This is a genomic window from Rhodococcus sp. P-2 (assembly GCF_016598535.1).
Lineage (GTDB): Bacteria > Actinomycetota > Actinomycetes > Mycobacteriales > Mycobacteriaceae > Rhodococcus_F > Rhodococcus_F baikonurensis.
Map to the genome: position 1 here is coordinate 5,600,708 of NZ_CP066779.1, position 24,239 is coordinate 5,624,946.

A 24,239-nucleotide genomic window follows, 5' to 3' on the forward strand; every position below is an offset into this window, starting at 1 on the left:
GCCTGAAAAGACGCTACCGAGAGGACGCCCATGACCTCGTCAGTGCACGAAACAGTCGCAGTCGATCTGGATTTGATCGACGTGTACAAAGATCTCCACAGTCACCCTGAGCTGGGGTTTCACGAAGATCGCACGTCCAAGATCGTCGAAAAACATTTGCATGCATTGGGATTCGACATCACAACCGGAGTCGGGACTACCGGAGTCGTCGGAGTCCTGAAGAACGGAGCAGGACCCACTGCGCTGCTGCGTGCGGACATGGACGCCCTCCCGGTTCGGGAAGAAACCGGATTGGACTACGCCAGCACCGTGACAACGACCGACGATCAGGGGAAGACCGTCTCGGTCAGCCACGCGTGCGGCCATGACCTGCATACGACTTGCTTACTCGGTGCAGCCCGGATCCTCTCGCAGGACACGACGACCTGGTCCGGCACTCTTGTCCTCGTATTCCAACCGGCCGAGGAACTCGGCGCGGGTGCGCAAGCCATGGTCGACGACGGACTGTTCGAGCGATTCCCGAAGCCCGACATCGTTCTCGGCCAACACGTATCGCCGCTACCGGCAGGCACGATCGCCGGGCACGCCGGCCCCTCGTATGCGGGATCGGACTCACTTCGTGTGAGACTGGTTGGAAAGGGCGCCCACGGATCTATGCCGGAGAACTCGGTCGATCCCGTGGTCATGGCAGCCGAAACCGTGTTGCGACTGCAAACTGTCATCTCACGCGAGGTGCCGAGTACTGCGACGGCTGTCCTCACCGTCGGCTCCATCCATGCGGGCGATGCCGCCAACGTCATTCCCGGCGAAGCAGAACTGCAACTCAACATCCGCAGCTACGACGCGGCTGTGCGCCGACGCATCCTCGACAGCGTCGACCGCATCGTTCGGGGGCGAAGCGGCCACCGCCGGTGCACCTACCCCACCGACCATCACCGAGACTGAGCGTTTTCCGATCGTCGTCAATGACCCGGCAGCGCTCGACAAGACCCTCGATGCTTTTGCCGAATGGCTGGGAACGAACAAGATTCTCGACCCCGGTGCGGGCGCAGGTAGTGAAGACGTCGGCATCCTCGCGACCAGTGCCGGTGCGCCACTGTCGTACTGGCTGTTGGGCGGGACCGACCCTTCACTGTTCACTACAGGTGACATGACTGATCCGGCCCTGCGAACCGTTCCGTCGAACCACTCTCCGCACTACGCTCCAGTGATCGAGCCGACCCTGACCATCGGTGTGAACGCCTTGGTCGTCGCAGCCAGGACGTGGCTCCCAACTCCATAGTGCGGGACCGGTCCGCAATCGATCGATCGTCCACACAGTCAAGGCTGCAAACGCGTAGGCACCGCCGAGAATGCTTGCAGCACCCCACCCTGCCGCGTCGAAAACCATTGTGGTGGTTACTGCTCCAGCGGCGCTGCCCAACGAATAGAACACCATGTAACTGCCGATGATCCGTCCGGCCGATTCCGGTTCGTCCGCGACGATCAGATTCTGGCTCGTGACGTGAACAGCCTGTACGGCGAAGTCCAACGCGACAACACCGACTGCGAGCAGGACAAGCGAATGCGTCGCCTGCGCGTTCAATACCCACGACAGCAAGAGAACAACCAAAGACGCCCCGGTAACACGTTGCGCCTTCCCTTGATCGGCCCAACGTCCGGCACCGATCGCGCCCAATGCTCCGACCAATCCGGCGATTCCGAAGAGCCCGATTTGTGTGGTCGACAACCGCCATGGTTCTTCGCTCAATGGCAGGGCCATTCCACTCCACAAGGCGCCAAAGGACGCGAACAAGAACAAGGTGATGAGAGCCCTCGTGCGAAATAGTCGGTTCGTAATCGCCAATGTCACGACCGATCCCATGGCATGCACATAAGAAGACCGATCCGAGTGCGAGCGAGTGTCTTTCGGCAGCATCGTCAACGCGACTGCCGCGACCAGTACCGAAATGAAAGTGGATCCCGAGTAGACCGCACGCCAGCCTGCCAGATCCGCAACTGCGCCGGCGACAGTTCGAGCGAGGATGATGCCGACGACAACGCCGCTGGTGATCACACCGATGTTTGCGCCCCGCTCGTCCGGGTCGCTGATTGCCGCAGCGTAGGCGACTACGACTTGAACGACAACGGAGAACGTGCCGGCGACGGTCATCCCGATCAGCAGTTGCGCGCTCGTGGTGGCCAGAGCGACAATCATCGTTCCCATTGCAGCAGCGACGATCTGGAGTGCGATCAATCTCTTGCGATTCACGAGATCGCTCAGTGGCACCAACACGATCAACCCGACCACGTAACCGAGTTGGGCGAGTGCCACGACGAAGCCGAGGCCGGCCGGAGGAAGGGAAAGATCCGAGCCGATCTGTCCGAGTAGCGGTTGCGCGTAGTAGATGTTCGCCACCGAGACACCGCAGAGCACGGCGAGCAACAGGCGAAGTCCACGAGGCATTTTCGGCCCTACCGGTGCGATCGTGAGTGCATGACGTTCGGACACTTCCACCTCAACTTGGTTGCATTTTGATACCATTTGAAGGCTACGTCAATTCGGTTTCAAAACGCAACCAATGAGGAATTCAATGCCTGATCGCGCACAGTGGACGGACTCGCACTGCCCGACGGCCCGAGCGGCCGACATCATCGGCGATCGATGGTCGTTGTTGATCGTGCGAGACGCCTTCGACGGGGCATCCAGATTCAGTCAGTTTCAACGAAACCTGGGCATCGCAAAGAACATTCTCACGGACAGACTCAAAGCCCTTGTCGAGCAAGGGATCTTCGAGGTTCGATCAAACGCGCAAGGGACCCGCAACGAGTACGTCTTGACTGAACGTGGCATGGATCTGTTCGTCGTGATCACGAGCCTGCGACAGTGGGGCGAACGCCATGCGTTCGATGACGGTGAACCCCATTCGACGTTGATAGACGACACCACGGGAGACCCGGTACCCGGACTCCGACTGGTCAATGCACGGAAAATCGACCTGAACCCGACCAACACACACGTCGAGAAGGTCGTTGAAGGTTGAGCGACGACTCGGCACAGTGAACGGTGGCCACGCAGGGTTGGTAGTACGCGCATACTCCATTCATGACCGTCGATCTCGAGTTTTCCTGGCCGCAGTTTCTCTGGATCGAATTCATCTTCGTCGGCGTGCCCACGGCTGTCGGTGCGAGCTTCATCTGGACGATTTGGCGTTCGGAACGACTTGACCTGGAGCATTCCACAACCGCCCCCGGTTCCGGGCTCACAGGGTCGGGCTCACTCGGACTGTGGCGCACTGGCCTGTTGGCTTTTGCGCTGGGCGTTCTGTCTTGCGTGGGCTGGCTCAGCTGGTCAGCCGACTACAAAGGCGGATTCCGCGGCCCCGGCCTGCCTGCCCCGACGCAGTTTCCGACCTGGCAGGTCCTCGCCTGCGGATTAACGGTAATTCTCGCGTGTTTCGTTTCCGCACATTGCGCGCGATGGATCAAGTCGGGAGGTCTGACTGCAGCTGCCGGCACGGCTGCAGGATTCACCACAGCTTTCAGCATCGGCGCTAGTACTGATGTCACCGGCCAAGCGGGCGTAGGCGTTGCGCTGTCTGCAATCGGATGGGGGCTAACCCTTACCGCACTGATGCTTCTGCGCGACAGATGGTCGCGACGACGCTGAATCCTGCCCTCAGTACATAGCCCCCGCGGCGCGATTCAGCGGCGACGACAGCATCACGCGGGTGGTAGTCGAATCCTGACGAAGGAATGGACGTGACGTCCAGGCGGATCAATATCGCGAGTAGTGCTGCATTTCCTCGCGATCGGCGGCACAGATGCACTTTCGGTCGAGACCGCGGTCGGCAGTCACCGCGCAGAACCGAACTCCGAGCGGATCGTGGGATTCCATACTGTGCTGACATGCCGGACAGATGGACAATGCTTTCTCATCCGCGTCAGTCGACTCGGCTTGCCCTGGTGCATTCGACACGTCGGACGGGTTCGACGCCATACAGGCGCTCCAGTTCTCGGCCGTTCGACCACGGACCGGGTTGGCGTCGAGGACGACATGGCTTGACCGCGCATATTCGAATGACCCTCGACCTACCCCACGCTACTCGCTTCGGCGCACCGGTTTGTACCAATTTCTGCCCGCGCGACAATCCCCGTCGAGCAGGATAGAACTACTGCACGCGGCAATTTCCGTGCAGGATTCGATTTCGTGCAGTAGTCGATACGAAAGGGCTTCTTGTGAACACTTTCCAACGTGTGTCCGCCGCCGTGAACGTAGTGGTCCAACCACTGATCGGTGCCCCGATAGTGGGCAAGCTTCTCGGCCGTTCGATGACCGTCATCACCTATGTCGGTCGCAAGTCGGGACGCACCTTCAGCGCGCCCGTCTCCTACAAGCGCAAGGGCGACCATGTGACGATCGGCGTTGCCATGCCGGACAAGAAGAGTTGGTGGCGCAATTTCTATCCGGAACAAGGACCGATCATTCTCCAACTGGACGGTATCGATCGCCCGGGTGAGGCACTCGCACACCGAAAAGGAAAGGGCGTCCACGTCTCGGTCGAACTCGCTCCCGTCGACTGAACGAATCGAACCGCCACCGGCGCAATCACATTCAGCTCACACCCACCACGTGGTGACATCGGGGTGATTCAGATCTCGTGACGGTCGGGACCTTTGACTCTGTGCAATCGGCACCCGGTCTCGCACCCTTCGACGCGGGTTTCTTGTCGACCATCGGTCGGACAACCCGATCCTGTCGGGACATTACCGTCCGGTAACATCGATGGCAGGCGTGAGCTGGAAGAGGTGACCACCGTGACGATCGGCATCTATCTGGTCGACGACCACGAGATCGTTCGTCGTGGATTGGCAGACCTGTTGAATCGGGTATCGGGATTCAATGTCGTGGGCGAGGCGTCGTGTGTTCGCGAAGCCTCGACCGGCATACCCGCATGCCGACCCGACGTGGTTGTCATGGACGTCAGGCTTCCCGACGGCAGCGGTGTGGAACTGTGCCGAGAACTGGCGTCGACCTATCCGGAAGCGGCCACCTTGATGCTCACGTCGTATTCCGACGACGACGCCCTCCTCGACGCCATGATCGCGGGCGCACGCGGATTCGTCCTCAAGAACATCCGCGGCCACGACCTGGTTTCGGCGATCCGTACGGTCGCCACCGGCAAATCCCTGTTGAACACTCAGGCAGTCATCGGTTTGGTTCGGCGCATCCGATCCGAGCAGGAGTCGGGCACTGCGGCAGCACTGTTGACCGATCAGGAACTGTTGATCTTCGAGTTGATCGGCAAGGGGCTGAGCAATCGAGAGATCAGCACGCACGCGGAGCTCTCGGAGAAGACAGTCAAGAACTACGTCTCCCGCATCCTCGAAAAACTGGGTCTCGAGCGTCGAACTCAGGCTGCAGTTCTGGCGACAAAGCTTCGTGCGGGCACTGCTCACCCGGATCCTTCCGGACAGGCGACCACTCACTTGCTGACTCCGTCAGGTTCGCCATTCTCCGCCACTACGGGCACACACCATGCCAGGTAGCCGCGACGCGCTCATGCTCAGCCTTTTCGGCGACATCGCCGGAAGCGCCGAGGCGACTGCCCTCAACCCGACCGCGATTCCCAAGCTGCTCAGTGCCGTATTGACTGTCGGATCCACCCTCGAGCTCGACGAAACCCTGCAACAAATTGTCGACGTCGCGCGCCATCTCCTCGAAGCGGACTACGGTGCGCTCGGCGTGAAGTCCCCCGACGGACGCTTGTCGCGATTCATCCACTCCGGTTTGGATCAGGGGCAGGTCGCCGAGATCGGGCATCTTCCAGAAGGTCACGGACTACTGGGCCTGGTCGTTCAAGAACCGTGTCCCGTTCGAACCGAGCGCATTTCCTCGCATCCGTCCTCGGCGGGGTTTCCAGCCAATCACCCTCCGATGGATACGTTTCTCGGAGTTCCGATCTTCGTCAGGGGCGAGGTGTTCGGAAGCATCTACCTCGCGGACAGTTCGGACCGGACTGCATTCGACGACCGCGACGAGGCCGTACTCCAGATCTTGGCAAACGCTGCGAGCATCGCCATCGACAATGCGCGCCTGTTCGAGGAATCCCGGACGCGAGAAGCCTGGCTCAAAGCCGTCGCCGCCGTCAACGCGCGTCTGCTCAGCGGCGGATCGCGCGACGAGACGCTGGCCGAACTCGTACGCACGACGCGCCATCTCACCGACGGCAATCTGGTGTGCATAATTCGCTACGACTTGGGCAGAGAGCCAGTAGTTCACGTCGCGGACGCTGCCGATTCCCAGCCTTTCACGGCGACCGGCTCAGCCGTCGATCTGTCCGGGACCGTGATCGACGACGCTGCGCGCAGTCGTCGACCGATCTCTGCCTTACGTGGCAGTTCCGTTCCGGCGCTGAATGTTTCCGGCGACGATTCGGTGGTCGCGCTCCCCCTCTCCGGAACCTCGTTCGGCGGCGGCGTTCTGTTCGCGTCACGCCGCAGCGACCGCCCGTGGGGCGCCGAGGAGATCGAGCAACTGACGGCAATGGCAGACATCGCTTCTGTCACTGTCGAATTCGCCGAACAGCAACGGAAAGAAAGACTGGTCGACGTCCTCGAAGATCGCGACCGAATCGCGCGCGATCTCCACGACCACGTCATTCAACAGCTGTTCGCCACTGGATTGAGCCTACAAGGGGTATTGCAACGTCCAGGTGACGAGAACACCGTTCGAACCGTATTGGACACCTCTGTCGATCAACTCGATCGAACAGTCCGTGAAATCCGCACCGCAGTCTTCGACCTTCACACGAGCGAGATGTCTACTCCCACAAGCCTGCGGCGCCGCTTACTCGACGCGGTCAACGGTCTGTCCGGCCACTCGTCGATCACTCCCAGCGTCACCTTTGAAGGAACCATCGACAGTTCCGTCCCGGCTCGACTCGCCCCGCACGCCGAAGCCGTTGTGCGCGAAGGTTTGAGCAACGCACTGCGACATGCTCATGCCGATGCCATCGACGTCACCATCCGGGCCACCGAGGAACTTGTCATCAGCATCGTCGACGACGGCGTGGGTATCGACCAGGCAACCAGAATCCACGGTCTCGACAACCTGTCGACCCGCGCCCGTCAGTGCGGAGGCTCGAGCAACATCACCAGCGAGAACGGTGTCACCGAACTGGTGTGGCGGGTTCCGCTGAGCCCCAGGCGAAGTCCGATACCAAGCTCTGGCCGTTGAGCGTCAGAGCGGATCCAGTTGGGCCTTGAGCAGGCAGAACTCGTTGCCTTCCGGATCGGCCAGGACATGCCACTGTTCCTGACCTGTCTGGCCGATGTCGGCCGGGCGCGCACCAAGAGCCAGTAGGCGTTCGAGTTCGGCTTCCTGATCGCGGTCGGTGGCGTTGACATCGATATGCAGGCGGGGCTTACCCTTCTCCGGCTCGTCTCTACGACTGAGGATGATCGTGGGCTGTGGACCGCCGAACCCTTCGCGTGGGCCGATCTCCAACGAACCGTCGTCCATTCGATCGAGCACGACGAAGTCCAGGACCTCGCACCAGAACCGGCCCAGCACCTCGGGTTCCCGGCAACCGAGCACCAGTTCACTGATACGACATGCCATGACCATCTCGCTTTCTTTCCGCCCGTGAAGACAACTCTCTCGACCGTACCGGACCACGTGATCTACGCCATGCCGCCCTGTCCGATCCTCGGGACCTTTTCCCCTCGCCCGAGGTCGTAACCGCCACGATCATTGCGTTTATGTTCCACAGTCCCAAGCATTCTCGGTATGTCGTCACGTCGATGCGCGTAGGCGACCGTCGTGGTTGATCTCGCACCCCGGCCGGTCGACGAAGTTGATATCCACATCGGCGCCACTCCCCGAACCGCTCCGAAGGGTTCGAAACTGGTCGAGATCCTCAGGACCACCGATCACAAGATGATCGGCCTGATGTACATCGTGACATCGTTCGCGTTCTTCCTGATCGGCGGGTTGATGGCGCTGCTCATGCGGATGGAATTGACCGTTCCGGGAATGCAATTCCTGTCCAACGAGCAGTACAACCAGTTGTTCACCATGCACGGCACGATCATGCTCCTGCTGTACGCGACGCCGGTCTTCTTCGGATTCGCCAACTACCTCATGCCACTGCAGATCGGCTCGCCGGACGTGTGTTTCCCGCGACTCAATGCCTTCAGCTACTGGTTGTACCTCTTCGGCGGCCTGATCGCCTCCGCCGGATTCGTAACACCCGGTGGTGCGGCAGATTTCGGCTGGACCGCCTACGTGCCGCTCACCAGCGAACTCCACTCCCCCGGCATGGGCGCCGACCTGTGGATCATCGGTCTCGCTCTCGGCGGCGTCGGCACCATCCTCGGCGCAGTCAACATCGTTTCGACGATCGTCTGCCTGCGCGCCCCCGGTATGACGATGTTCCGCATGCCGATCTTCACATGGAATGCGCTGGTCGCCAGCATGCTGATCCTTCTCGTTTTCCCGCTGCTCGCTGCTGCCTTGATCGGATTGTGGGTGGACCGGCACCTGGGAGCGCACCTGTTCGACCCCGCCACCGGTGGAGTCATGTTGTGGCAGCACCTGTTCTGGTTCTTCGGCCATCCCGAGGTCTACATTCTTGCACTGCCCTTCTTCGGCATAGTCTCCGAGATCTTCCCCGTCTTCAGCCGCAAGCCGATCTTCGGATACACCGGATTGGTCTACGCAACACTGGGAATTGCAGCACTGTCGATCGCTGTGTGGGCGCACCACATGTATGCAACCGGCGCCGTTCTCCTCCCGTACTTCTCGTTCATGACCTTCCTGATCGCAGTTCCGACCGGCGTCAAGTTCTTCAACTGGATCGGCACGATGTGGAAGGGACAGTTGACCTTCGAGTCCCCGATGTTGTTCTCCGTCGGGTTCCTGGTCACATTCTTGTTCGGCGGACTCTCCGGCGTCATCCTTGCCAGCCCGCCCTTGGACTTTCATGTCACCGACTCGTACTTTGTTGTCGCGCATTTCCATTACGTCCTCTTCGGAACAATCGCGTTCGCGACATACGCCGGAATCTATTTCTGGTTCCCGAAAATGACCGGCCGGATGTTGGACGAGAAGCTCGCCAAGATCCACTTCTGGTTGACTCTGATCGGCTTTCACGCGACATTTCTCGTCCAGCATTGGCTCGGCGCTCAGGGTATGCCTCGGCGGTACGCGGACTACCTGCCGTCGGACAATTTCACTCTTCTCAACACGATCTCGACCGTCGGCGCATTTGTGCTCGGAGCCTCGACGATTCCATTCATCTGGAACGTTTTCAAGAGCTACCGGTACGGCCGAATTGTGACAGTCGACGATCCTTGGGGCTTCGGAAACTCGCTCGAATGGGCGACGTCCTGCCCACCACCACGGCACAACTTCACCGAACTCCCCCGAATCCGCAGTGAGCGGCCGGCATTCGAACTGCACTACCCCCACATGGTCGAACGAATGCGCGACGAGGCGCATGTCGGACTGCTTGGCCACAAGTCGGTTTCCGACGTAAGAACTGAGGTGAAACAACATGAATGACGGCACGAAGTACCGAGCCTGGGCAGAAGATCAGCAACACGAACGCCGAGCGAAACCCGGCCATCTTCTCGCGCCGTTGCTCGTGCTCATGTTCGCGGTCACGACGCTGGTGTGGTTGCCCTTGACGACTGCCGCATGCTCGATAGTCGTCGCAGGATTGCTGTTCGGCACTGTCCTGCAAGCCAGTTCGCATTCGACAGACACAGCTCGAGGAGTTCACGATGAAGCCCGAACTATCGACTGACCTCATCACCTCCGAGTGGTCCGCAAACGGAGCGGTCGTCGTGTGCATCGACGGATCCCCTCTGCGCCATGACGTGATCACGTGGGCGGCCGAGTTCGCGCATCGCCACAATCTCTGGATGCGAATTGTTTTCGCAGCTCCGATCACCACCGATCCGAACACCTCGGCGTCACCGACCGGCCTGTTCATGGAAGCCATTCAGATCGCCGAGTCGGTGTCGCCAGATCTTCGGATCCGGACCGATCTGATCTCCGGGGAGAACACCGCAATTCTCACCGCGCTGACCGCTGAGGCCGCCTTGATCGTCACACCACAGGACGATCTCGCTGCCCCTGCCCCGAGGTGTTCGTTCGCAAAAGTCGGAAGACCGCGTGAAAGCATCGCTGCGGCAGCCTTGCCCGTTGTCGTCGGTTTGGACGGAAGCGCCCACAGTGAAAGCGCTTTGGCTATTGCATTCAAAGAAGCAGAGGCAGCGAACACCGAACTGGTCGTCGTGCACGCCGCCCCGCCAGAGGGCGAACTGCGTCGAGACTTCGCATCCGGGCACGCGCCCCAGCACTCGACGCCGTTGACGTGGCAACTATCGGGTTGGGCCACGCTCTACCCTGGCGTCGCCATCCGTCAGATCGAGTTCGACGGCCCCTCAGTTGCCATTCTTGAACAACTCTCTACCGAGGCAAGGCTTCTCGTCGTGGGTCGGCGTGGGCGAGGTTCGTTCGACGACGCCGGTCTCGGCACCACAAGCAGCACGATGATTCGAAACGCTCATTGCCCGGTCATCGTTGCGAGCGAAGTCTGAATCAGATCCTCACCCGGTCAGAAGCCGTAGCTGTGGATGGGTGCGAGCTGACCGTACACCGCTGGTACCAGCGCAAATTGATCGGCCACACGACCACGCTATCGTGTGCAGAAGCGACGGCGCCCCGCGAGAACAAAGCTCGCGGGGCGCCGTCGGTTAATCGGCTGGATCAGCGGGCGTCGAACCGGTCGAGGTCCATCACCTTGGTCCAGGCAGCGGCGAAGTCCTCGGCGAACTTCTGCTTGGCGTCTTCGCTGGCGTACACCTCGGCGAGTGCACGCAGTTGCGAATTCGATCCGAAAACGAGATCGACCGCAGTTGCCGTGTATTTCGGATCGCCCGTCGCACGATCAACGCCGTCGTAGACGTTCTCGTCCGTCTTCGACGGCTTCCACTCGGTACCCATGTCGAGAAGGTTGACGAAGAAATCGTTGGTCAACGTCTCTGGGCGGTCGGTGAACACTCCGTGACCGGTCTTGCCGAAGTTCGCGTTCAGCGCGCGAAGTCCACCGACCAGCACTGTCACCTCGGGCGGGGTCAGCGACAGCATGTACGCGCGGTCGACCAACAGAATCTCGGCCGGAATCTTCTCCCCACCCTTGAGGTAGTTCCGGAATCCGTCGGCCCGGGGTTCGAGTACCTCGAACGAGTCGACGTCTGTCTGCTCCTGCGTTGCGTCTGTACGTCCCGGAGTGAACGAGACCGTGATGTCCTGTCCGGCGTTCTTCGCAGCCTGTTCGACGGCCGCTGTACCACCCAGAACGATCAGGTCGGCGAGCGAAACCTTGGCTCCACCTGCCTGGTTGAAGTCCTGCTGAACCCGCTCGAGAGTCTGAAGCACCGCGGAGAGAGCTGCGGGCTCGTTGACTTCCCAATTCTTCTGCGGTTCCAAGCGGATTCGCGCACCGTTGGCGCCGCCGCGCATGTCGGTGCTGCGGAAGCTCGCAGCCGACGCCCACGCCGTCGATACCAACTGCGAAATGGACAGCCCGGAGTCGAGAAGTCGACTCTTGAGGATCGCGATGTCTGCGTCCCCGATCAGTTGATCCTCCGCCGAGGGAACAGGGTCCTGCCACAGCTGCGGCTCGGGAACCCACGGCCCCAAGTAGCGCGTGACCGGTCCCATGTCACGGTGCAGGAGCTTGTACCAAGCCTTGGCGAACTCTTCGGCGAATTCTTCCGGATGATCGAGCCAGCGCCGGGTGATCTTCTCGTACGTCGGATCCAGGCGTAGGGAGAGGTCGGTTGTCAGCATCGTCGGAGTGCGTCCGGCCGACGAATCGAACGGATCCGGGATCGTGCCCGCCCCCGCGCCGTCCTTCGGAATCCACTGCCAGGCACCCGCCGGGCTCTTGGTCAGCTCCCAGTCGTAGCCGTACAGGATCTCCAGGAAAGTGTTGTCCCACTTCGTCGGAGTGGGCGTCCATACGACCTCGAGACCACTGGTGATCGCGTCCTTGCCCACTCCTGTACCGAAGGCACTCTTCCAGCCCAATCCCTGCTGCTCGATGGGTGCGCCTTCCGGTTCCGGTCCGACGAGGTCGGCCGGGCCGGCGCCGTGCGTCTTGCCGAAGGTGTGGCCGCCGGCGATCAGTGCGGCTGTCTCCACGTCGTTCATCGCCATGCGAGCGAAGGTTTCGCGAATGTCGCGGGCGGCCGCTACCGGGTCCGGTTGGCCGTTGGGCCCTTCGGGATTGACGTAGATCAGGCCCATCTGAACTGCGCCCAGCGGCCCGGACAGCTCGCGGTCTCCGCTGTAGCGCTCGTCGCCGAGCCAGGTGTCCTCAGGACCCCAGTAGATCTCCTCCGGCTCCCAGATGTCTTCTCGACCGAAGCCGAAGCCGAACGTCTTGAACCCCATCGACTCCAAGGCGCAGTTGCCCGCGAACACCAGGAGGTCGGCCCAGGAAACCTGCTTTCCGTACTTCTGCTTCACGGGCCAGAGCAGGCGCCGCGCCTTGTCGAGGCTGGCGTTGTCCGGCCAACTGTTGAGCGGGGCGAAACGCTGAGCGCCCTGACCTCCGCCGCCGCGACCGTCGGCGATGCGATAGGTGCCGGCAGCATGCCAGCTCATACGCACGAAGAGTCCGCCGTAGTGCCCGTAGTCGGCCGGCCACCAATCCTGCGACGCCGTCATCAACGCGATGACGTCGCGCTTGAGTGCCTCGACATCGAGTTTGGCGAATTCCTGGGCGTAATCGAAGTCGGCACCCATGGGATTGGATTTCGACGAATGCGAATGCAGGACAGAGAGATCCGGCTGATTCGGCCACCAGTCACTGTTCGTTCTCGGACGATTCCCGGTAGGTGTCGGAGACGGGATTGCGGGGTTTTCACTTTCGCTGGTGCTCTCGGTGTTTCCATCGTGAGCAACCGGGCAACTATCGGACACGGTAATCCCTCCATGAGCGAGTAGAACGGACTTCGATCACGGGTGTGATCGCAAACTCTGAGTTGTCGAACAGTCGGCACACAGGCCCCAGTAAATGACCTCGGCTTCATCGAGGACGAAGCCGTTGCGCGCCGACGGCGTCAAACACGGTGCCTCTCCGACTGCGCAGTCGACATCGGCAACGACCCCGCAGGACCGGCAGACGACGTGATGGTGGTTGTCGCCGACGCGGGACTCGTACAGCGCCACCGATCCGGACGGTTGGATCCGCCGTATCAGCCCGGCGTCGGTGAGAGCGTGCAACACGTCGTAGACCGCCTGCCGAGATACCCCCGGCAGAACTGCCCGCACAGCATCGAAAATCGTCTCGGTGGCTGCATGTGGGCGTGCATGCACAACCTCGAGCACCGTGACTCTGGGACGAGTCACGCGAAGCTCAGCGTTACGCAGTTGGGCTGCATAATCCGGCGTCGAAGGCACCTTTCCACTATTGCGCAATCTTCTGGACTGAACCCAGACTTTCGCGAAAATCATCGCTGACAGGGCCCTCCCGACCGATTCGTCCGTGCTAGGAGTGAGCCGGATTCCTCGCTTTTTCTGGCGCCCCCACAGCGCCTTCAGGCGTGTTGCGCGTCGGCGCGTCCTGCTGCGTGGTTCCACAAACTACGACAATCTCCCCTTCGTCCAACTACCGTTAAAGAGAGAATCCGCCGAGGTCAGGAGTGATCGTGCCCAAACTGGAGATCAAGAGGAAGTCAGAACTCTCACGGCAGGAAGTCGCCGACCGACTCATCGCCCTCGGCCAAGCCCTCGCCAGTGGATCGGAAGTGGAGCTGGGGTCGGGTGGGGACTCGATCGAAATCAGTGTTCCGGAACAGGTTCGGTGGGAACTCGAGATCGAAGTCGACGGCAACGAAGTCGAGATAGAAATCGAGATTCACTGGCGCGACGACCCTCAGGAAGAATCAGAAGTGAAGTCTCCGACGCCCGCCAAAGCAGTTCGTCGCAGCCGACCGCGCAAGAGCACTGCGAAGTAACTCGTCGCGAACACGGTTGTCAGGTGGTTACGGAGACGCCGACACCTCGAGAGACACAACGCGCAGCAGTGCTCGGAGATCACTTTCGATCCGTCGAAACAGTTGATACACAACGATGAATCCGGCGATCCCGCCCAGACACAACGCACGAACTGTTGCGTTGAGTTCCTCGCCGGCGCCGGAACCGACAAAACTGAGCCCCGCGATTCCCACCAGTGGAACCGATGCCGCCACCGCGAGGTAACGCGTGCTGCTCCGGCCCAGCGAGCGAATATCGCGTCCGTCGTCGCTCCGTAACTCCCCGTGTGACAACAAGATCGGATACAGACATCGAACCGAGTAATACGTCAGGATGAAGAACGGATACGCGACTGCGACGGCGCCGCACACCGCCAGCGACGACATCAAGTGCACGTAGGCTCGCTGCGGAATTCCGCCGGCGGCAATCTGCAATGCAACCGGATATGCGATACCGGCCAGAACCCACAGACCGAATGCGATCACCACCGCGCGGTGTCCGACGTTCAGCGTCGCGGTACGCGCTTTGTTCAAGACATCCGCGCTGTACGTCTGACCGTTGCGCAGTCCGTGAGGCACGGTGAGGGCGAGTCGACACCAATACAGGATCGCTGCGGCGCCGAGAGAGAACGCAGCCACCCCGATGACCAGATGAACCTGCTCGAGGTGCTGCTGAGCCTGCGGCGAGAGTCCCGAGATGATCAGCATCTTGTTGTAGTAGTAGTTGTAGCCCGCCGCCAGGAGATTCGGAATTCCGATCGCTGCCAGAAGAATCGGCAGCGCCCACTTCCACAGCGTCGACCGTGGGCTCCCTTCCGGTGGGTCCACCAGATTGCGGGCCGACCGGTCCAGGCACAGAGCGAACTGACGAGCCAGCTTTCGTCCGCCAGACCACCGTCCGTCTCGCTCGGGCGAGAGAGACTTCACCAGCACTCGGCGCAGCGCCGGCGGACAGTCGTCCGGTAACCGAGCCTCGGCCGCAGGATCCACTCCACGCCGGCGGGCCTCGAGCGCCTTCTTGGGCGACGGCGGGTTCTCTCCCGTGCCGTCGCCCAAGAAAGGCCTACTCCCGGTGAGGAGTTCCCACAGCATCACGCCGAGCGCATAGATGTCGCTACGGGTGTCGAGTGTGCCGGGCGCCCCCACAGAACAGGCCTCCAACTGCTCCGGAGACATGTAGGCAAGCGAGCCTCCGACAAAACATGCTGCATCCTCGGTCGACACCTCCTCGCTCGAACTGACGTTGAAGTCGGCGAGTTTGGGAATGCCTTCGACACTGAGAAGTACGTTCGCCGGCTTGATGTCCCGATGTAGTACGCCGTGCTCACGCGCGTATTCGAGGGCGTCGGCCAGTCTCATTCCCATCCAGGCCACGGTCTCCGGCCACGACATCGCCGCGATCTCGCTCCGTAGGCTCGTCTCGCTCGGCTTCATCTCTCCCTTCTTCGCCAGGGTGTGATCGATGGCGTCGAGAAGTAGTTGTCCGGACCGCTGCGCCTGCGGTGTCACGCGGACAAGTTTGACCACGTCGAGCAGGGTCCCGCCTGGCACGTATTCCATGAACAGAACTCGCAGTGCACGTTCTTCGAGCAGTCGTTGGTCGAAGACGCGAACGATGTTGGGATGGTCGAGTTGGGCGAGAGTCTGCGGTTCGACCCCGACGTTGCGCGAGATCTTCAATGCGACCCACCGCTGCATCGAAAGTTGCCGAGCAAGGAACACTCGGGCAAACGCTCCGTGCCCGAGTTCCAACACCAGTTCGAAATCGTCGAGGTGCTGCCCGATCTCGAACTCGTCGAAACCCGAGAGTCCCAACATCATGACATCTTCGCGCCCGGCCATCGAATCACGGTCGAACAACCGCTCGAAACTCTCTGCCTGCAAGGGGAACTCGCTGAGATAGTCGGCTGCTACGACGTTCTCCCCACTCTGCTTCCGCAGCCGGAACTCCTCGTACAGGAGCTCGGCCGGAAGTGGTTCTTCGAGTAGTTCGGGATACTCGGCACAGTAGTCCGTGAGTCGTTTCGGGTGATCATTTTTCAGCCAGCGATACTCCATGTCGATCCCGACCAATTCGATCAACGCCGCCCGACGAATCTTGGCCGGATCGGGCAGATAGTCGCTCAGGTCGGACGGGGTTCGTCCCTCCTCCCAATCCCCGACAAGTCGCCCGAGGCCGTCGGCACCGTTCTGTCGGTCACGCACCACCGGCGGTGCGGACGGGCGCAACTCGGTGACGGTGCCCCGTTCGGTCAGGGGCCCGCTCGCGATTGTCGCGTCAACGGCCTGCGCACCACGTTCATTCATGACACTTCTGTTCCGCACCTCGATCACGATGAATCGGGGTGACTCACTTCAGCGTAACCCCGGCGGTACCCCAGACCCCAGCGAAACTATTGGGGGTGAACCGGCAGATTCGTGCCGATACCGACAAGTACTTCGCGATCTTTGATCTTGACGCGATCACGCCCATGCTTCACACCGAGATCACGTTCGGCGGCATCGATGCGAAGCCATCCGTCCCAATCGACGGACACGACGTTGCCGGCCCCGAGGAGCCTCGCGATCCCGCTTCGGTCTGCTCGCCGCTCGCCTACCGAATCCAGCTGGTGCAGCATCGTTTCGACGGTCTGGCGAGCATCAGGCCGCGCCGCGCCGATCAGCCCGGCGGCACCTCGCTTCATCCAACCGGTCACGAACAAGCCCTCAACCGGTGAGCCGCTCTCGTCGACCACAGCGCCGCCCCGGTGTACAACGGTGCCGCGCCCGTGATCGAAAGGCACCCCGGCAAGTGGCGTTCCGAGGAATCCGATTGCCCGGTACACAGCGTGAACCGGATAGTCGGTACAGGTGCCCGAAGCGGTGACGTGACCGTAGCCGTCCGGGACTGTCCGCTCGACGCGGAGTGCTTCGACTTTCCCACTGCCGAGAATCTCCGTCGGCTGTCGGTAGAAGTGCAGGTGAACGCGGCGGTGAGAAGTCCGGTCGGCAGACGGGTCCGCGAAGGTGCGGAGTGCCTCGACTGCCAGTCGGGTGTGCACCGACTGCTTTGCCATCCGCTCGATATGCCGGTCCGGTGCGACATCGGCAGCGTCGACGACGACATCGACGCCTGGCAGTTCACCGAGAGCGCGCAACTCGTTCGGGGAGAAGCGAGCGTCGGCTGGTCCGCGCCGGACAAAGATGTGCACTTCGCGAACACGACTGCCTGCTATCCCTTCCCGAACTTCGGCCGATACGTCCGTGGCCTGCAGCGATTTCGCCTCGGCGAGAAGCATTCGGGTGACATCGAGTGCGACGTTGCCACCTCCGATCACCGCAACCGATTCGGCGTTCAGCGGCCACTGCAGCGAACTGTCCGGGTGATCGTTGTACCAGGCGACAAACTCGGCGCCGCCGAAAGAACCTGGAAGCTCGACGCCGGGAATGTCGAGAAGCGCATCCCGCGGCGCACCCGTTGCAATGATCACGGCATCGTAGGAAGAGCGTAGGTCCTCGACGGAAAGGTCCTTGCCGATCTCGACGTTGCAGAACAACCGGAAGTCACTGGCGGCCAGCGTGGCGTGCAGAGAGTGGACGAACTTTTCGGATTCGGGATGCCCCGGCGCGAGCCCGTAGCGCACCAGTCCGTACGGCGTGGGTAGACGCTCGAACACGTCTGTCTTGGTGCCTGGTGCCAGTTCAGCAAGAGCGCCCGCGGCGTGGATTCCCGCCGGCCCCGCCCCGACGATCGCAACACTGAGCGGTGGTGAGAAGAACCGGGGCGACGCAAGCGGGGGTACCACTGAACCTCTCGCACTGATCATGCCCCGAGGCTAGGGGCTCAACTGCACTAGAGATCAAATTCGCTTTTCAGTAACACGAACACGCTTTCAGTAACACGCCGTTCAGTAGCCCTGCGCAGCCGGCTTGTGCTCGGTTGTGTAGCGGTAGAAGTCAGCTAGTTGGAGTTCGCCGGCAGCTGCCTCGTCGACAATGACGGTCACGTGTGGATGCAGTTGCAACACTGATGCCGGGCAGAATGCCGAGACCGGACCCTCGACCGCCGCCCGGACCGCGGGCGCTTTACGGGCGCCGTCCGCGATCAGAACGAGATGCCGTGCATCACTGATGGTTCCGAGCCCCTGCGTGATCACATGATGCGGCACGTCAGCCGGGTCAGCGAAGAACCGTGCGTTGTCGGCGCGGGTCCTCTCGGTCAAGGTCTTCACTCGGGTGCGCGAGGCGAGCGAGGAGGAGGGCTCGTTGAAACCGATGTGCCCGTTGAGGCCGATTCCGAGGATCTGCACGTCGATGGGACCGTTTTCGGCAATGGCTGCGTCGTAGCGTCGGGCCGCTTCACTGGGATCGGCGGCTCCGCCGTCGGGGCTGAACACTCGCGCATTGTCGATGTCGAGATGATCCACGAGTTCCGTGCGGATGGTGTGCGCGTAGGACTTCGGCTTATCGGGCGTGAGACCTACGTACTCGTCGAGTAGATACGCGCTCATCGCCGCGAACGACACTCCAGATTCTCGATGCCGCTTGATCAGCTCCCGATACGTATGCAGCGGTGACGATCCCGTCGCGAGACCGAGCGTCCGCGCTCCGTTTTCGATGGCGCCGCACACGATATCGGCAGCGATTCGTCCGCCGTCTTCCGGACTGGGAACTATGACGATTTCCATTCAGACTTCCTCACTGCTCTTGCCGGCTCCGACGATGGCCTCACGTACCGAACCCGAGGCGCGGTCCAACAATTCGGCTGCTTCGGCGAAGTCGCATTCGGCCAACAACATGACGACCGCTGCCTTCACGTGACCGTCGGCATTTTCGATGGTCTCCGCAGCGATCTCGGTATCCACTCCGGTGGCTGCCGCGACGATCCGGTTTGCACGATCGACCAGTTTGGCGTTGGTAGGCCGAAGGTCGACCATCAGGTTGTGAAACGCCTTGCCGGAACGGACCATGCTTGCCGTCGAAAGCATGTTGCACACCATCTTCTGTGCAGTCCCGGCCTTGAGCCTGGTCGATCCGGTGAGGATCTCGGGGCCGGTCTCCACTTCGATGGCCACGCCGGCGTGCGAACTCATTGCCGCATTTCGGTTGCACGAGACTGCCACTGTTGCGGCGCCGAGTGCGCGGGCATGGTCAAGTCCCCCGATGACGTAGGGAGTACGACCGCTGGCCGCCAAACCCACCACGACGTCCGTGGCGTTCAACGAAATTGCGTCGAGGTCGACCCCAGCCGCTCGCGGATCGTCTTCTGCACCCTCGACGGCGTTCAGAAACGCTCCCGGACCACCGGCGATGATGCCGATCACCTCGCCCGGATCTGTCCCGAAGGTCGGAGGGCATTCCACTGCGTCGAGAACCCCCAGACGCCCACTCGTCCCCGCACCCAGGTAGATCAGTCGACCACCTCGCGCCCGTGCCGCGACGATCAAGTCGACTGCGGCTTCGATGGCAGGTAGTACCGCCGCGACCGCGTCGGCCACGATCGCGTCCTGTTGATTCATCACCGTCAGCAGATCCGACACCGACATGACGTCGAGATCGCGGGTGAGAGGGTTGGGTCTCTCGGTGGAGAGCATTTCCAAGTGCATTGTGGCGAGTCCTCCTCGATCAAGTTCCATTAGACGACTCCTCGTCAGATTCACAGCGACGACTCCTCGTCAGTGCCGCTTCGAAGCAATGGCGTCATGGCTTCGTTGCAGAGCAGAGAGTGCGCTGGGCAGCGAGTGCGCCACCATCGCGAAAATTGTGTCCACTACCAACAGCTGGCCGGTTCGGCTCGCCATCGCAGCCGACCGGAAACCGAATTCTCTACCGGCAGTGAGCAGTACGTGGTCTGACTGCACGGCGAGCGTCGAACGCGCTCCCCCGGTGATCGCAGCCGTCGATGCCCCGGTACGACGGGCAAGGGCGAGTGGTTCGACGACATCGGAAGTCTCACCTGAATGTGAGATCCCCACTGCGATGTCGTCCGGTCCGAGCAAGCTGGCGCTCACCATCGCCGCGTCTCGGTCGAGATGAACCCGGCAGTTGACGTCGATACGCGAAAGCTTCAATGTGAGGTCTTGCGCGACGATGCCTGACGCGCCGATACCGTACACCTCGACCCGGCGGGCGGATCGAATCCGGGAGACAACTTCTTCGAGCGCAGCAGGATCTGTCAATTGCGCCGTGCCCTTGAGTTGTTCGGACTCGAACTCGGCAAGCTTGGCCATCACCTCGCCGGCCGAGTCAGCAGCAACGATGTCCACACCGAGTGGGATCGTGTCGCCGGCGCTGGACCCGCTGATCGCCGCCAGCGCGAGACGAAGCTGTGGATAGCCCTCGAAGCCGAGCCTTTTGGCTGTGCGGACCACTGTCGCCGTGCTTGTCGACGCTCGCTCGGCGAGATCGTTGACCGTCAGCGTGGAGGCCAGGCTGGGGTCGGCTTCGATGATTTCCGCGATCCGCAGCTCGGCAGGCGAGAGGCTGCTCAACGATGCGCGAATACGGGCAAGCAGGTCGACGGACGCCGGAACACTCCGGTCCAAAGTCATAACGCCTCGATTCGCATCGTTTTCGGAGCTGAGGGCACCGATGTGATTCTAGGCAGCCCACGGCTTCCCGGCGTCAAGGATCCGAGCACACTGGCGTGACGCGCACCGGTGCACGAAGCAATGCTTCCGGGCAATCCGTGCGCGGTGAGAAAGCCGAGTACCGCGAAAGCCAATGCTTCCTTGATGTCGGAGGTGACCCCGAGTTCGTCCGAGGAGACGAGCGCAATGTCGCCCAGTTCGACGCGAAGCATCGCCATCAACGTCGGGTTCTTGGTACCACCACCCGATACCACCACTTCGGTCGCCGCAAGCCCTTTGACGGAATCGGCGACGGTTCGGGCGGTCAGTGCAGTCAGTGTCGCGACGATGTCGGCCAGGGACAAGGATTCGTAACCACGCAGAGCGGCGAGTAGATAATCTCGATGGAACAATTCCTTGCCGGTGCTCTTGGGAGCGGGCTGCGCGTAATACGGCTCGCTCAGTAGATGCGCGAGCAGATCGACGTTCGGGGTGCCTGCTGCACCCAGAGCACCACCGAGGTCGAACCACTGCTCCCCCGCCGTGAATTCGCTTACCGCAGCGTCGATCAGCGCATTGGCGGGGCCGGTGTCGAAGGCAATCGGTTCCGCGGCACCGTCTGCCGTCGACGTCGGGGCGCCACCTGGAGCAGTGACGTTCGCGATGCCACCGAGATTGAGCGCGACGGAGCCCGAAGTTCTTCCGTTGAGCCACAATACGTCGAAGGCGCTGACAAGTGGTGCGCCCTGACCACCCGTCGCCACGTCACGAGAGCGCAGATCCGACACGACTGTGCATCCGGTCTCCTCGGCTATCCAGGCCGGCTGCCCGAGTTGAAGAGTGCCCCTTACTTGCGATCCTTCGACCCAGTGGAACATCGTCTGACCATGTGAGGAGATCAATTCCGCACTGCCACCGCACAGTTCCGCGTTCGCCCGCGCGGCCACCGCCGCGAATGCCTGTCCGATCTCGGTATCGAGTTGGCAGATCTGACCGACAGTGGTGGATGCAGGCGGTACCGCAGCAGCCACCGCTGCCCGCAACGCACCGGAATATGGTTCGCTGACCATCCCCAGTGGGGTCAGCACAAGAGTGTCCCCGTCGATCCGGATGTCTGCTGCGGCAGCATCGATAGCGTCGTACGAAGTACCGGACATCAGGCCGATGACTCTCATGAAATATCCCTTACTCGGATTGTTTCGGCATTCGGGAAAGCTACGGTCAGTCGACGAGTGCCCGCTTGTGGGCGTTACCTCGCAAGGTACTCAAGGCGATCGCGCTGACGGCGCATGTCGCCATCACGAAGTAGGCCGGAATATCGAGGTTGGAAGTTTCCTTGATCAACCACGTGATGATCAGACCGGCACAGCCCGAAAAGACTGCGTTGGACAGGGAGTACGCGAGTCCCAATCCGGTGTACCGCACCGAGGTGGGAAACATCTCGGAGAGCATCGCAGGTCCGGGTCCGGCAACGAGTCCCACTGCGGCGCCGGCGGCAAAGACTGCAAATCCCTTGGCGGTCAGAGACGTCTGCTCGTTCTGCAGGACGTTGAGCAGCGGCAGAGCCAAGACCAGAATTATCACGGTGCCGGTGAGCATGACCGCGCGTCGTCCGATGCGATCGCTGAGTCCACCCGCGATCGGAATGGTCACCGCGAAGCCCGCATTGGCGAGCACGGAAGCAACCAGCGCCTGATGGAAGGTCGCGTTGAGCGAACTCTGAAGATAGGTAGGCATCACCACGAGGAAGGTGTAACCGGCAGCAGACCACCCCATCAACCGCCCGATTCCGAGCAGGATCGCTCTGGCAGTCTCCCCGACAGACGGTTGCACTACCGGCACCGCTGTTTCAGCTGTCGGTTCTGACTGGACCGATCGAGCACGCTCGAACGACGGCGTTTCCTCGAGCCGGAGCCGGAGCCACAGGGCAACCAGACCCATCGGAAGTGCAAGGAGGAACGGGATGCGCCAGCCCCAGTCACTGAGCTGTCCCGAGTCGAGCACGGTGGCGAGGAGTGCCGCGATACCCGCACCGGCGAGCAGTCCGAGTGCGACGGTGAACGACTGCCACGAGCCGTACAGCCCACGTCGCCCGGGCGGAGCGAACTCGGTCATCACCGATACAGCACCACCGAACTCACCGCCCGCCGACAATCCCTGGAGGATTCGAAGGACCGTCAAGAGCAGCGGTGCCAGAATTCCGACGCTCTCGTAGGTGGGCAGCACGCCGATCAGAGTCGTCGCACCCGACATCAACAGAAGGACGATCACCAAGGTGGGGCGTCGGCCGATGCGGTCACCGAGTCGACCGAACAGTGCGGCACCCACTGGGCGGAAGAAGAACGCCAGCGCAAACGACGCATAGGTCTTGATCAGGCTTTCGAGGTCGCCGGAGCCGTCTGCGCTGAAGAAGTTCGACGCGATGATCGTCGCGAAGAACCCGTACACACCGAACTCGTACCACTCGATGAAATTTCCGACGGAGCCGGCGACGAGCGCCCTGCGCCGTTTGAGCTGCGCACCATCGTTCCGTGTCTGCACTGTGATGCCCATGCCGTCCTCCGTTGACGAAACCCGAATATGCAACAAAGTTTCATCTGAACGGAGTAGAAATGTCAAGAAGTTTCACAACTGGGTTTTTGTGGGTCCCGAATCCCTATGCACCTGCGAACGTGAATGCCTCCGCCCGTTCGAACCGATCAGTGGAGTCGCCGGAGTAGACGGTGCTCTCGTTCGGACCCAACCCGAGCTTTCGAACGGCAGTCCCTTCTCCGAGATCCATCGACGCCACGTCCACCCAGAAGGTATTCGGCGTCATCGCGGATTCGAAGAAATAAAGCGCACGTTTGTGGTCGACGACCGTGCGCCATCGGGTCGACGAGATGTTGGGCTCGTCGGGAGTCGAAATACCCAGGGGTACCGAAACATTCCGGATGACGCTGAAAGTGGATGCCAAGGCCGATCGAGGATCGTCCGTCTGCGGTATCGCATCCACGTAGAACGACGCCCGGGCGAATCTGTCAGCGGCACGGTTGGTTCCGGGCAGCATGACGGTTCCGTTGATCTGCTTCCAGTACTCGTTGACGGCGAGTTGCTGATCGAAGATGGGTGAATTGGTCATCACCTGGTACTCGCGGCTGTGGTGAATCGTCGGACGTCCACCGATGTACTCGATGATCGCGCTGTCTCCCCCAGCGTCCGAAAGCGACATGTGCAGCGTGGCGAGGCGGTCTTCGCCCGGAACGGCAGCGGTCACCACCGTGAACGGTTCCGACGACAGCACTTCGACCGCTTCCCGAACTGTCGCAAAGCTGTCCAGGACGTACTGCGCCCACGCCGCGATCGACAATCCCGGGCTCGAACCGTCGTACGTCGGATACTCGGACTCGACCAACCACAAGAGATTGGCCGACAACCCAGCCTCGTTGACGCCGTCGGTCGTGCACATGTCGTAGGCCGTCGCGACAACACTTCCGTATTTCGACGTCCACTGGATCGAGTTCGGACCCGCGCAACCCTCTCTGGTCATGCCGCGTGGGAACGCCCAGAGGTTCGTTCCGAGGTCGACCTTCCAATCCATCGATCGAGCCGTGATCACAGTGTCGTTGGGCCCCAGGTAGACCAAGCGTGTGCACATCGAGAGCTCTCCCTTCG

Annotated in this window: 21 protein-coding genes and 2 pseudogenes; 10 read left to right on the top strand and 13 right to left on the bottom strand. The window is 61.5% G+C overall.

Annotated features, from left to right (window positions below; all coding sequences use genetic code 11):
- Window positions 1-30 precede the first annotated feature (30 nt).
- Window positions 31-1,282 (top strand): annotated as a pseudogene (locus tag I7X09_RS26095) (amidohydrolase).
- Window positions 1,283-1,360: 78 nt separating this feature from the next.
- Here the strand turns inward: I7X09_RS26095 and I7X09_RS26100 are convergent.
- A pseudogene (locus I7X09_RS26100) lies at window positions 1,361-2,524 on the bottom strand (MFS transporter); the annotation flags it as partial.
- Window positions 2,525-2,573: 49 nt separating this feature from the next.
- On the opposite strand from I7X09_RS26100, the gene I7X09_RS26105 reads away from it, so the two are divergent.
- The gene (locus I7X09_RS26105; RefSeq protein WP_095971950.1) at window positions 2,574-3,023 is read left to right on the top strand and encodes a winged helix-turn-helix transcriptional regulator; all 450 of its coding nucleotides are present in this window, start codon (window positions 2,574-2,576) and stop codon (window positions 3,021-3,023) included.
- A 62-nt stretch (window positions 3,024-3,085) separates the two neighbouring features.
- On the top strand, window positions 3,086-3,649 hold the full coding sequence (locus I7X09_RS26110; protein ID WP_200314390.1) for a hypothetical protein: 564 nt from the start codon (window positions 3,086-3,088) through the stop codon (window positions 3,647-3,649).
- A gap of 108 nt (window positions 3,650-3,757) precedes the next feature.
- On the opposite strand, the gene I7X09_RS26115 is transcribed toward I7X09_RS26110, so the two are convergent.
- Window positions 3,758-3,979, bottom strand: coding sequence for an RGCVC family protein (locus tag I7X09_RS26115; RefSeq protein WP_095971810.1), 222 nt, complete (start codon window positions 3,977-3,979; stop codon window positions 3,758-3,760).
- A gap of 239 nt (window positions 3,980-4,218) precedes the next feature.
- On the opposite strand from I7X09_RS26115, the gene I7X09_RS26120 reads away from it, so the two are divergent.
- The 3 genes from I7X09_RS26120 to I7X09_RS26130 all read left to right on the top strand — a co-directional run bounded on the left by I7X09_RS26120 (window position 4,219) and on the right by I7X09_RS26130 (window position 7,219).
- Window positions 4,219-4,563: a nitroreductase/quinone reductase family protein gene (locus tag I7X09_RS26120; protein ID WP_200314397.1), complete on the top strand. Its 345-nt coding sequence runs from the start codon at window positions 4,219-4,221 to the stop codon at window positions 4,561-4,563.
- Window positions 4,564-4,797: 234 nt separating this feature from the next.
- Window positions 4,798-5,529, top strand: a complete 732-nt coding sequence (locus I7X09_RS26125) for a response regulator transcription factor (protein WP_200314399.1) — start codon at window positions 4,798-4,800, stop codon at window positions 5,527-5,529.
- The gene (locus tag I7X09_RS26130; protein ID WP_166812279.1) at window positions 5,519-7,219 is read left to right on the top strand and encodes a GAF domain-containing sensor histidine kinase; all 1,701 of its coding nucleotides are present in this window, start codon (window positions 5,519-5,521) and stop codon (window positions 7,217-7,219) included. The genes I7X09_RS26125 and I7X09_RS26130 overlap by 11 nt, the downstream gene beginning before the upstream one ends.
- Before the next feature lie 3 nt (window positions 7,220-7,222).
- Here I7X09_RS26130 and I7X09_RS26135 read toward each other — a convergent pair whose 3' ends face one another.
- On the bottom strand, window positions 7,223-7,603 hold the full coding sequence (locus tag I7X09_RS26135; RefSeq protein ID WP_095971948.1) for a VOC family protein: 381 nt from the start codon (window positions 7,601-7,603) through the stop codon (window positions 7,223-7,225).
- 201 nt (window positions 7,604-7,804) lie between these two features.
- Between I7X09_RS26135 and ctaD the strand changes: the two genes are divergently transcribed.
- Genes ctaD through I7X09_RS26150 form a run of 3 tightly spaced genes read left to right on the top strand, consistent with a single transcriptional unit; the run spans window position 7,805 to window position 10,590 of the window.
- Window positions 7,805-9,547, top strand: a complete 1,743-nt coding sequence (gene ctaD / locus I7X09_RS26140) for an aa3-type cytochrome oxidase subunit I (protein ID WP_095971807.1) — start codon at window positions 7,805-7,807, stop codon at window positions 9,545-9,547.
- Complete coding sequence (locus tag I7X09_RS26145; RefSeq protein WP_095971806.1) at window positions 9,540-9,791, top strand: hypothetical protein; 252 nt, start codon at window positions 9,540-9,542, stop codon at window positions 9,789-9,791. The genes ctaD and I7X09_RS26145 overlap by 8 nt, the downstream gene beginning before the upstream one ends.
- Window positions 9,769-10,590: a universal stress protein gene (locus I7X09_RS26150; protein ID WP_200314401.1), complete on the top strand. Its 822-nt coding sequence runs from the start codon at window positions 9,769-9,771 to the stop codon at window positions 10,588-10,590. Before I7X09_RS26145 ends, I7X09_RS26150 begins: the two co-directional genes overlap by 23 nt.
- A 169-nt stretch (window positions 10,591-10,759) precedes the next feature.
- On the opposite strand, the gene katG is transcribed toward I7X09_RS26150, so the two are convergent.
- Together katG and I7X09_RS26160 are read right to left on the bottom strand one after the other, a co-directional pair.
- Window positions 10,760-12,982 (bottom strand): catalase/peroxidase HPI, encoded by a 2,223-nt coding sequence (gene katG, locus I7X09_RS26155; RefSeq protein WP_124567413.1) that lies wholly within the window; start codon window positions 12,980-12,982, stop codon window positions 10,760-10,762.
- Window positions 12,983-13,018: 36 nt separating this feature from the next.
- Window positions 13,019-13,462 carry a Fur family transcriptional regulator gene (locus I7X09_RS26160; protein WP_095971947.1) on the bottom strand — a complete coding sequence of 148 codons (444 nt, stop codon included), beginning with the start codon at window positions 13,460-13,462 and terminating at the stop codon, window positions 13,019-13,021.
- Window positions 13,463-13,710: 248 nt separating this feature from the next.
- On the opposite strand from I7X09_RS26160, the gene I7X09_RS26165 reads away from it, so the two are divergent.
- The gene (locus tag I7X09_RS26165) at window positions 13,711-14,019 is read left to right on the top strand and encodes an amphi-Trp domain-containing protein (RefSeq protein WP_095971946.1); all 309 of its coding nucleotides are present in this window, start codon (window positions 13,711-13,713) and stop codon (window positions 14,017-14,019) included.
- Between the two features lie 27 nt (window positions 14,020-14,046).
- Here I7X09_RS26165 and I7X09_RS26170 read toward each other — a convergent pair whose 3' ends face one another.
- From I7X09_RS26170 to I7X09_RS26205, 8 genes are all read right to left on the bottom strand, one after another.
- Window positions 14,047-16,344: a serine/threonine-protein kinase gene (locus I7X09_RS26170; RefSeq protein WP_200314403.1), complete on the bottom strand. Its 2,298-nt coding sequence runs from the start codon at window positions 16,342-16,344 to the stop codon at window positions 14,047-14,049.
- A gap of 86 nt (window positions 16,345-16,430) precedes the next feature.
- Window positions 16,431-17,843 carry an FAD-dependent oxidoreductase gene (locus I7X09_RS26175; protein ID WP_200314405.1) on the bottom strand — a complete coding sequence of 471 codons (1,413 nt, stop codon included), beginning with the start codon at window positions 17,841-17,843 and terminating at the stop codon, window positions 16,431-16,433.
- 81 nt (window positions 17,844-17,924) lie between these two features.
- Entirely contained in the window at window positions 17,925-18,704 is a 780-nt protein-coding gene (gene nagB, locus I7X09_RS26180) for a glucosamine-6-phosphate deaminase (protein WP_200314407.1), read from the bottom strand.
- Window positions 18,705-19,622 (bottom strand): N-acetylmuramic acid 6-phosphate etherase, encoded by a 918-nt coding sequence (gene murQ / locus I7X09_RS26185; protein ID WP_185564577.1) that lies wholly within the window; start codon window positions 19,620-19,622, stop codon window positions 18,705-18,707. It abuts the gene before it with no gap.
- A 69-nt stretch (window positions 19,623-19,691) separates the two neighbouring features.
- A complete protein-coding gene (locus I7X09_RS26190) occupies window positions 19,692-20,567 on the bottom strand; it encodes a MurR/RpiR family transcriptional regulator (protein ID WP_095971799.1) in 876 nt (291 codons plus the stop codon).
- Entirely contained in the window at window positions 20,564-21,760 is a 1,197-nt protein-coding gene (locus I7X09_RS26195; RefSeq protein WP_200314409.1) for an anhydro-N-acetylmuramic acid kinase, read from the bottom strand. The genes I7X09_RS26190 and I7X09_RS26195 overlap by 4 nt, the downstream gene beginning before the upstream one ends.
- 46 nt (window positions 21,761-21,806) lie before the next feature.
- Window positions 21,807-23,138: an MFS transporter gene (locus I7X09_RS26200; RefSeq protein ID WP_095971797.1), complete on the bottom strand. Its 1,332-nt coding sequence runs from the start codon at window positions 23,136-23,138 to the stop codon at window positions 21,807-21,809.
- A 103-nt stretch (window positions 23,139-23,241) separates the two neighbouring features.
- On the bottom strand, window positions 23,242-24,222 hold the full coding sequence (locus I7X09_RS26205) for a linear amide C-N hydrolase (RefSeq protein ID WP_095971796.1): 981 nt from the start codon (window positions 24,220-24,222) through the stop codon (window positions 23,242-23,244).
- Between the last annotated feature and the right edge of the window lie 17 nt (window positions 24,223-24,239).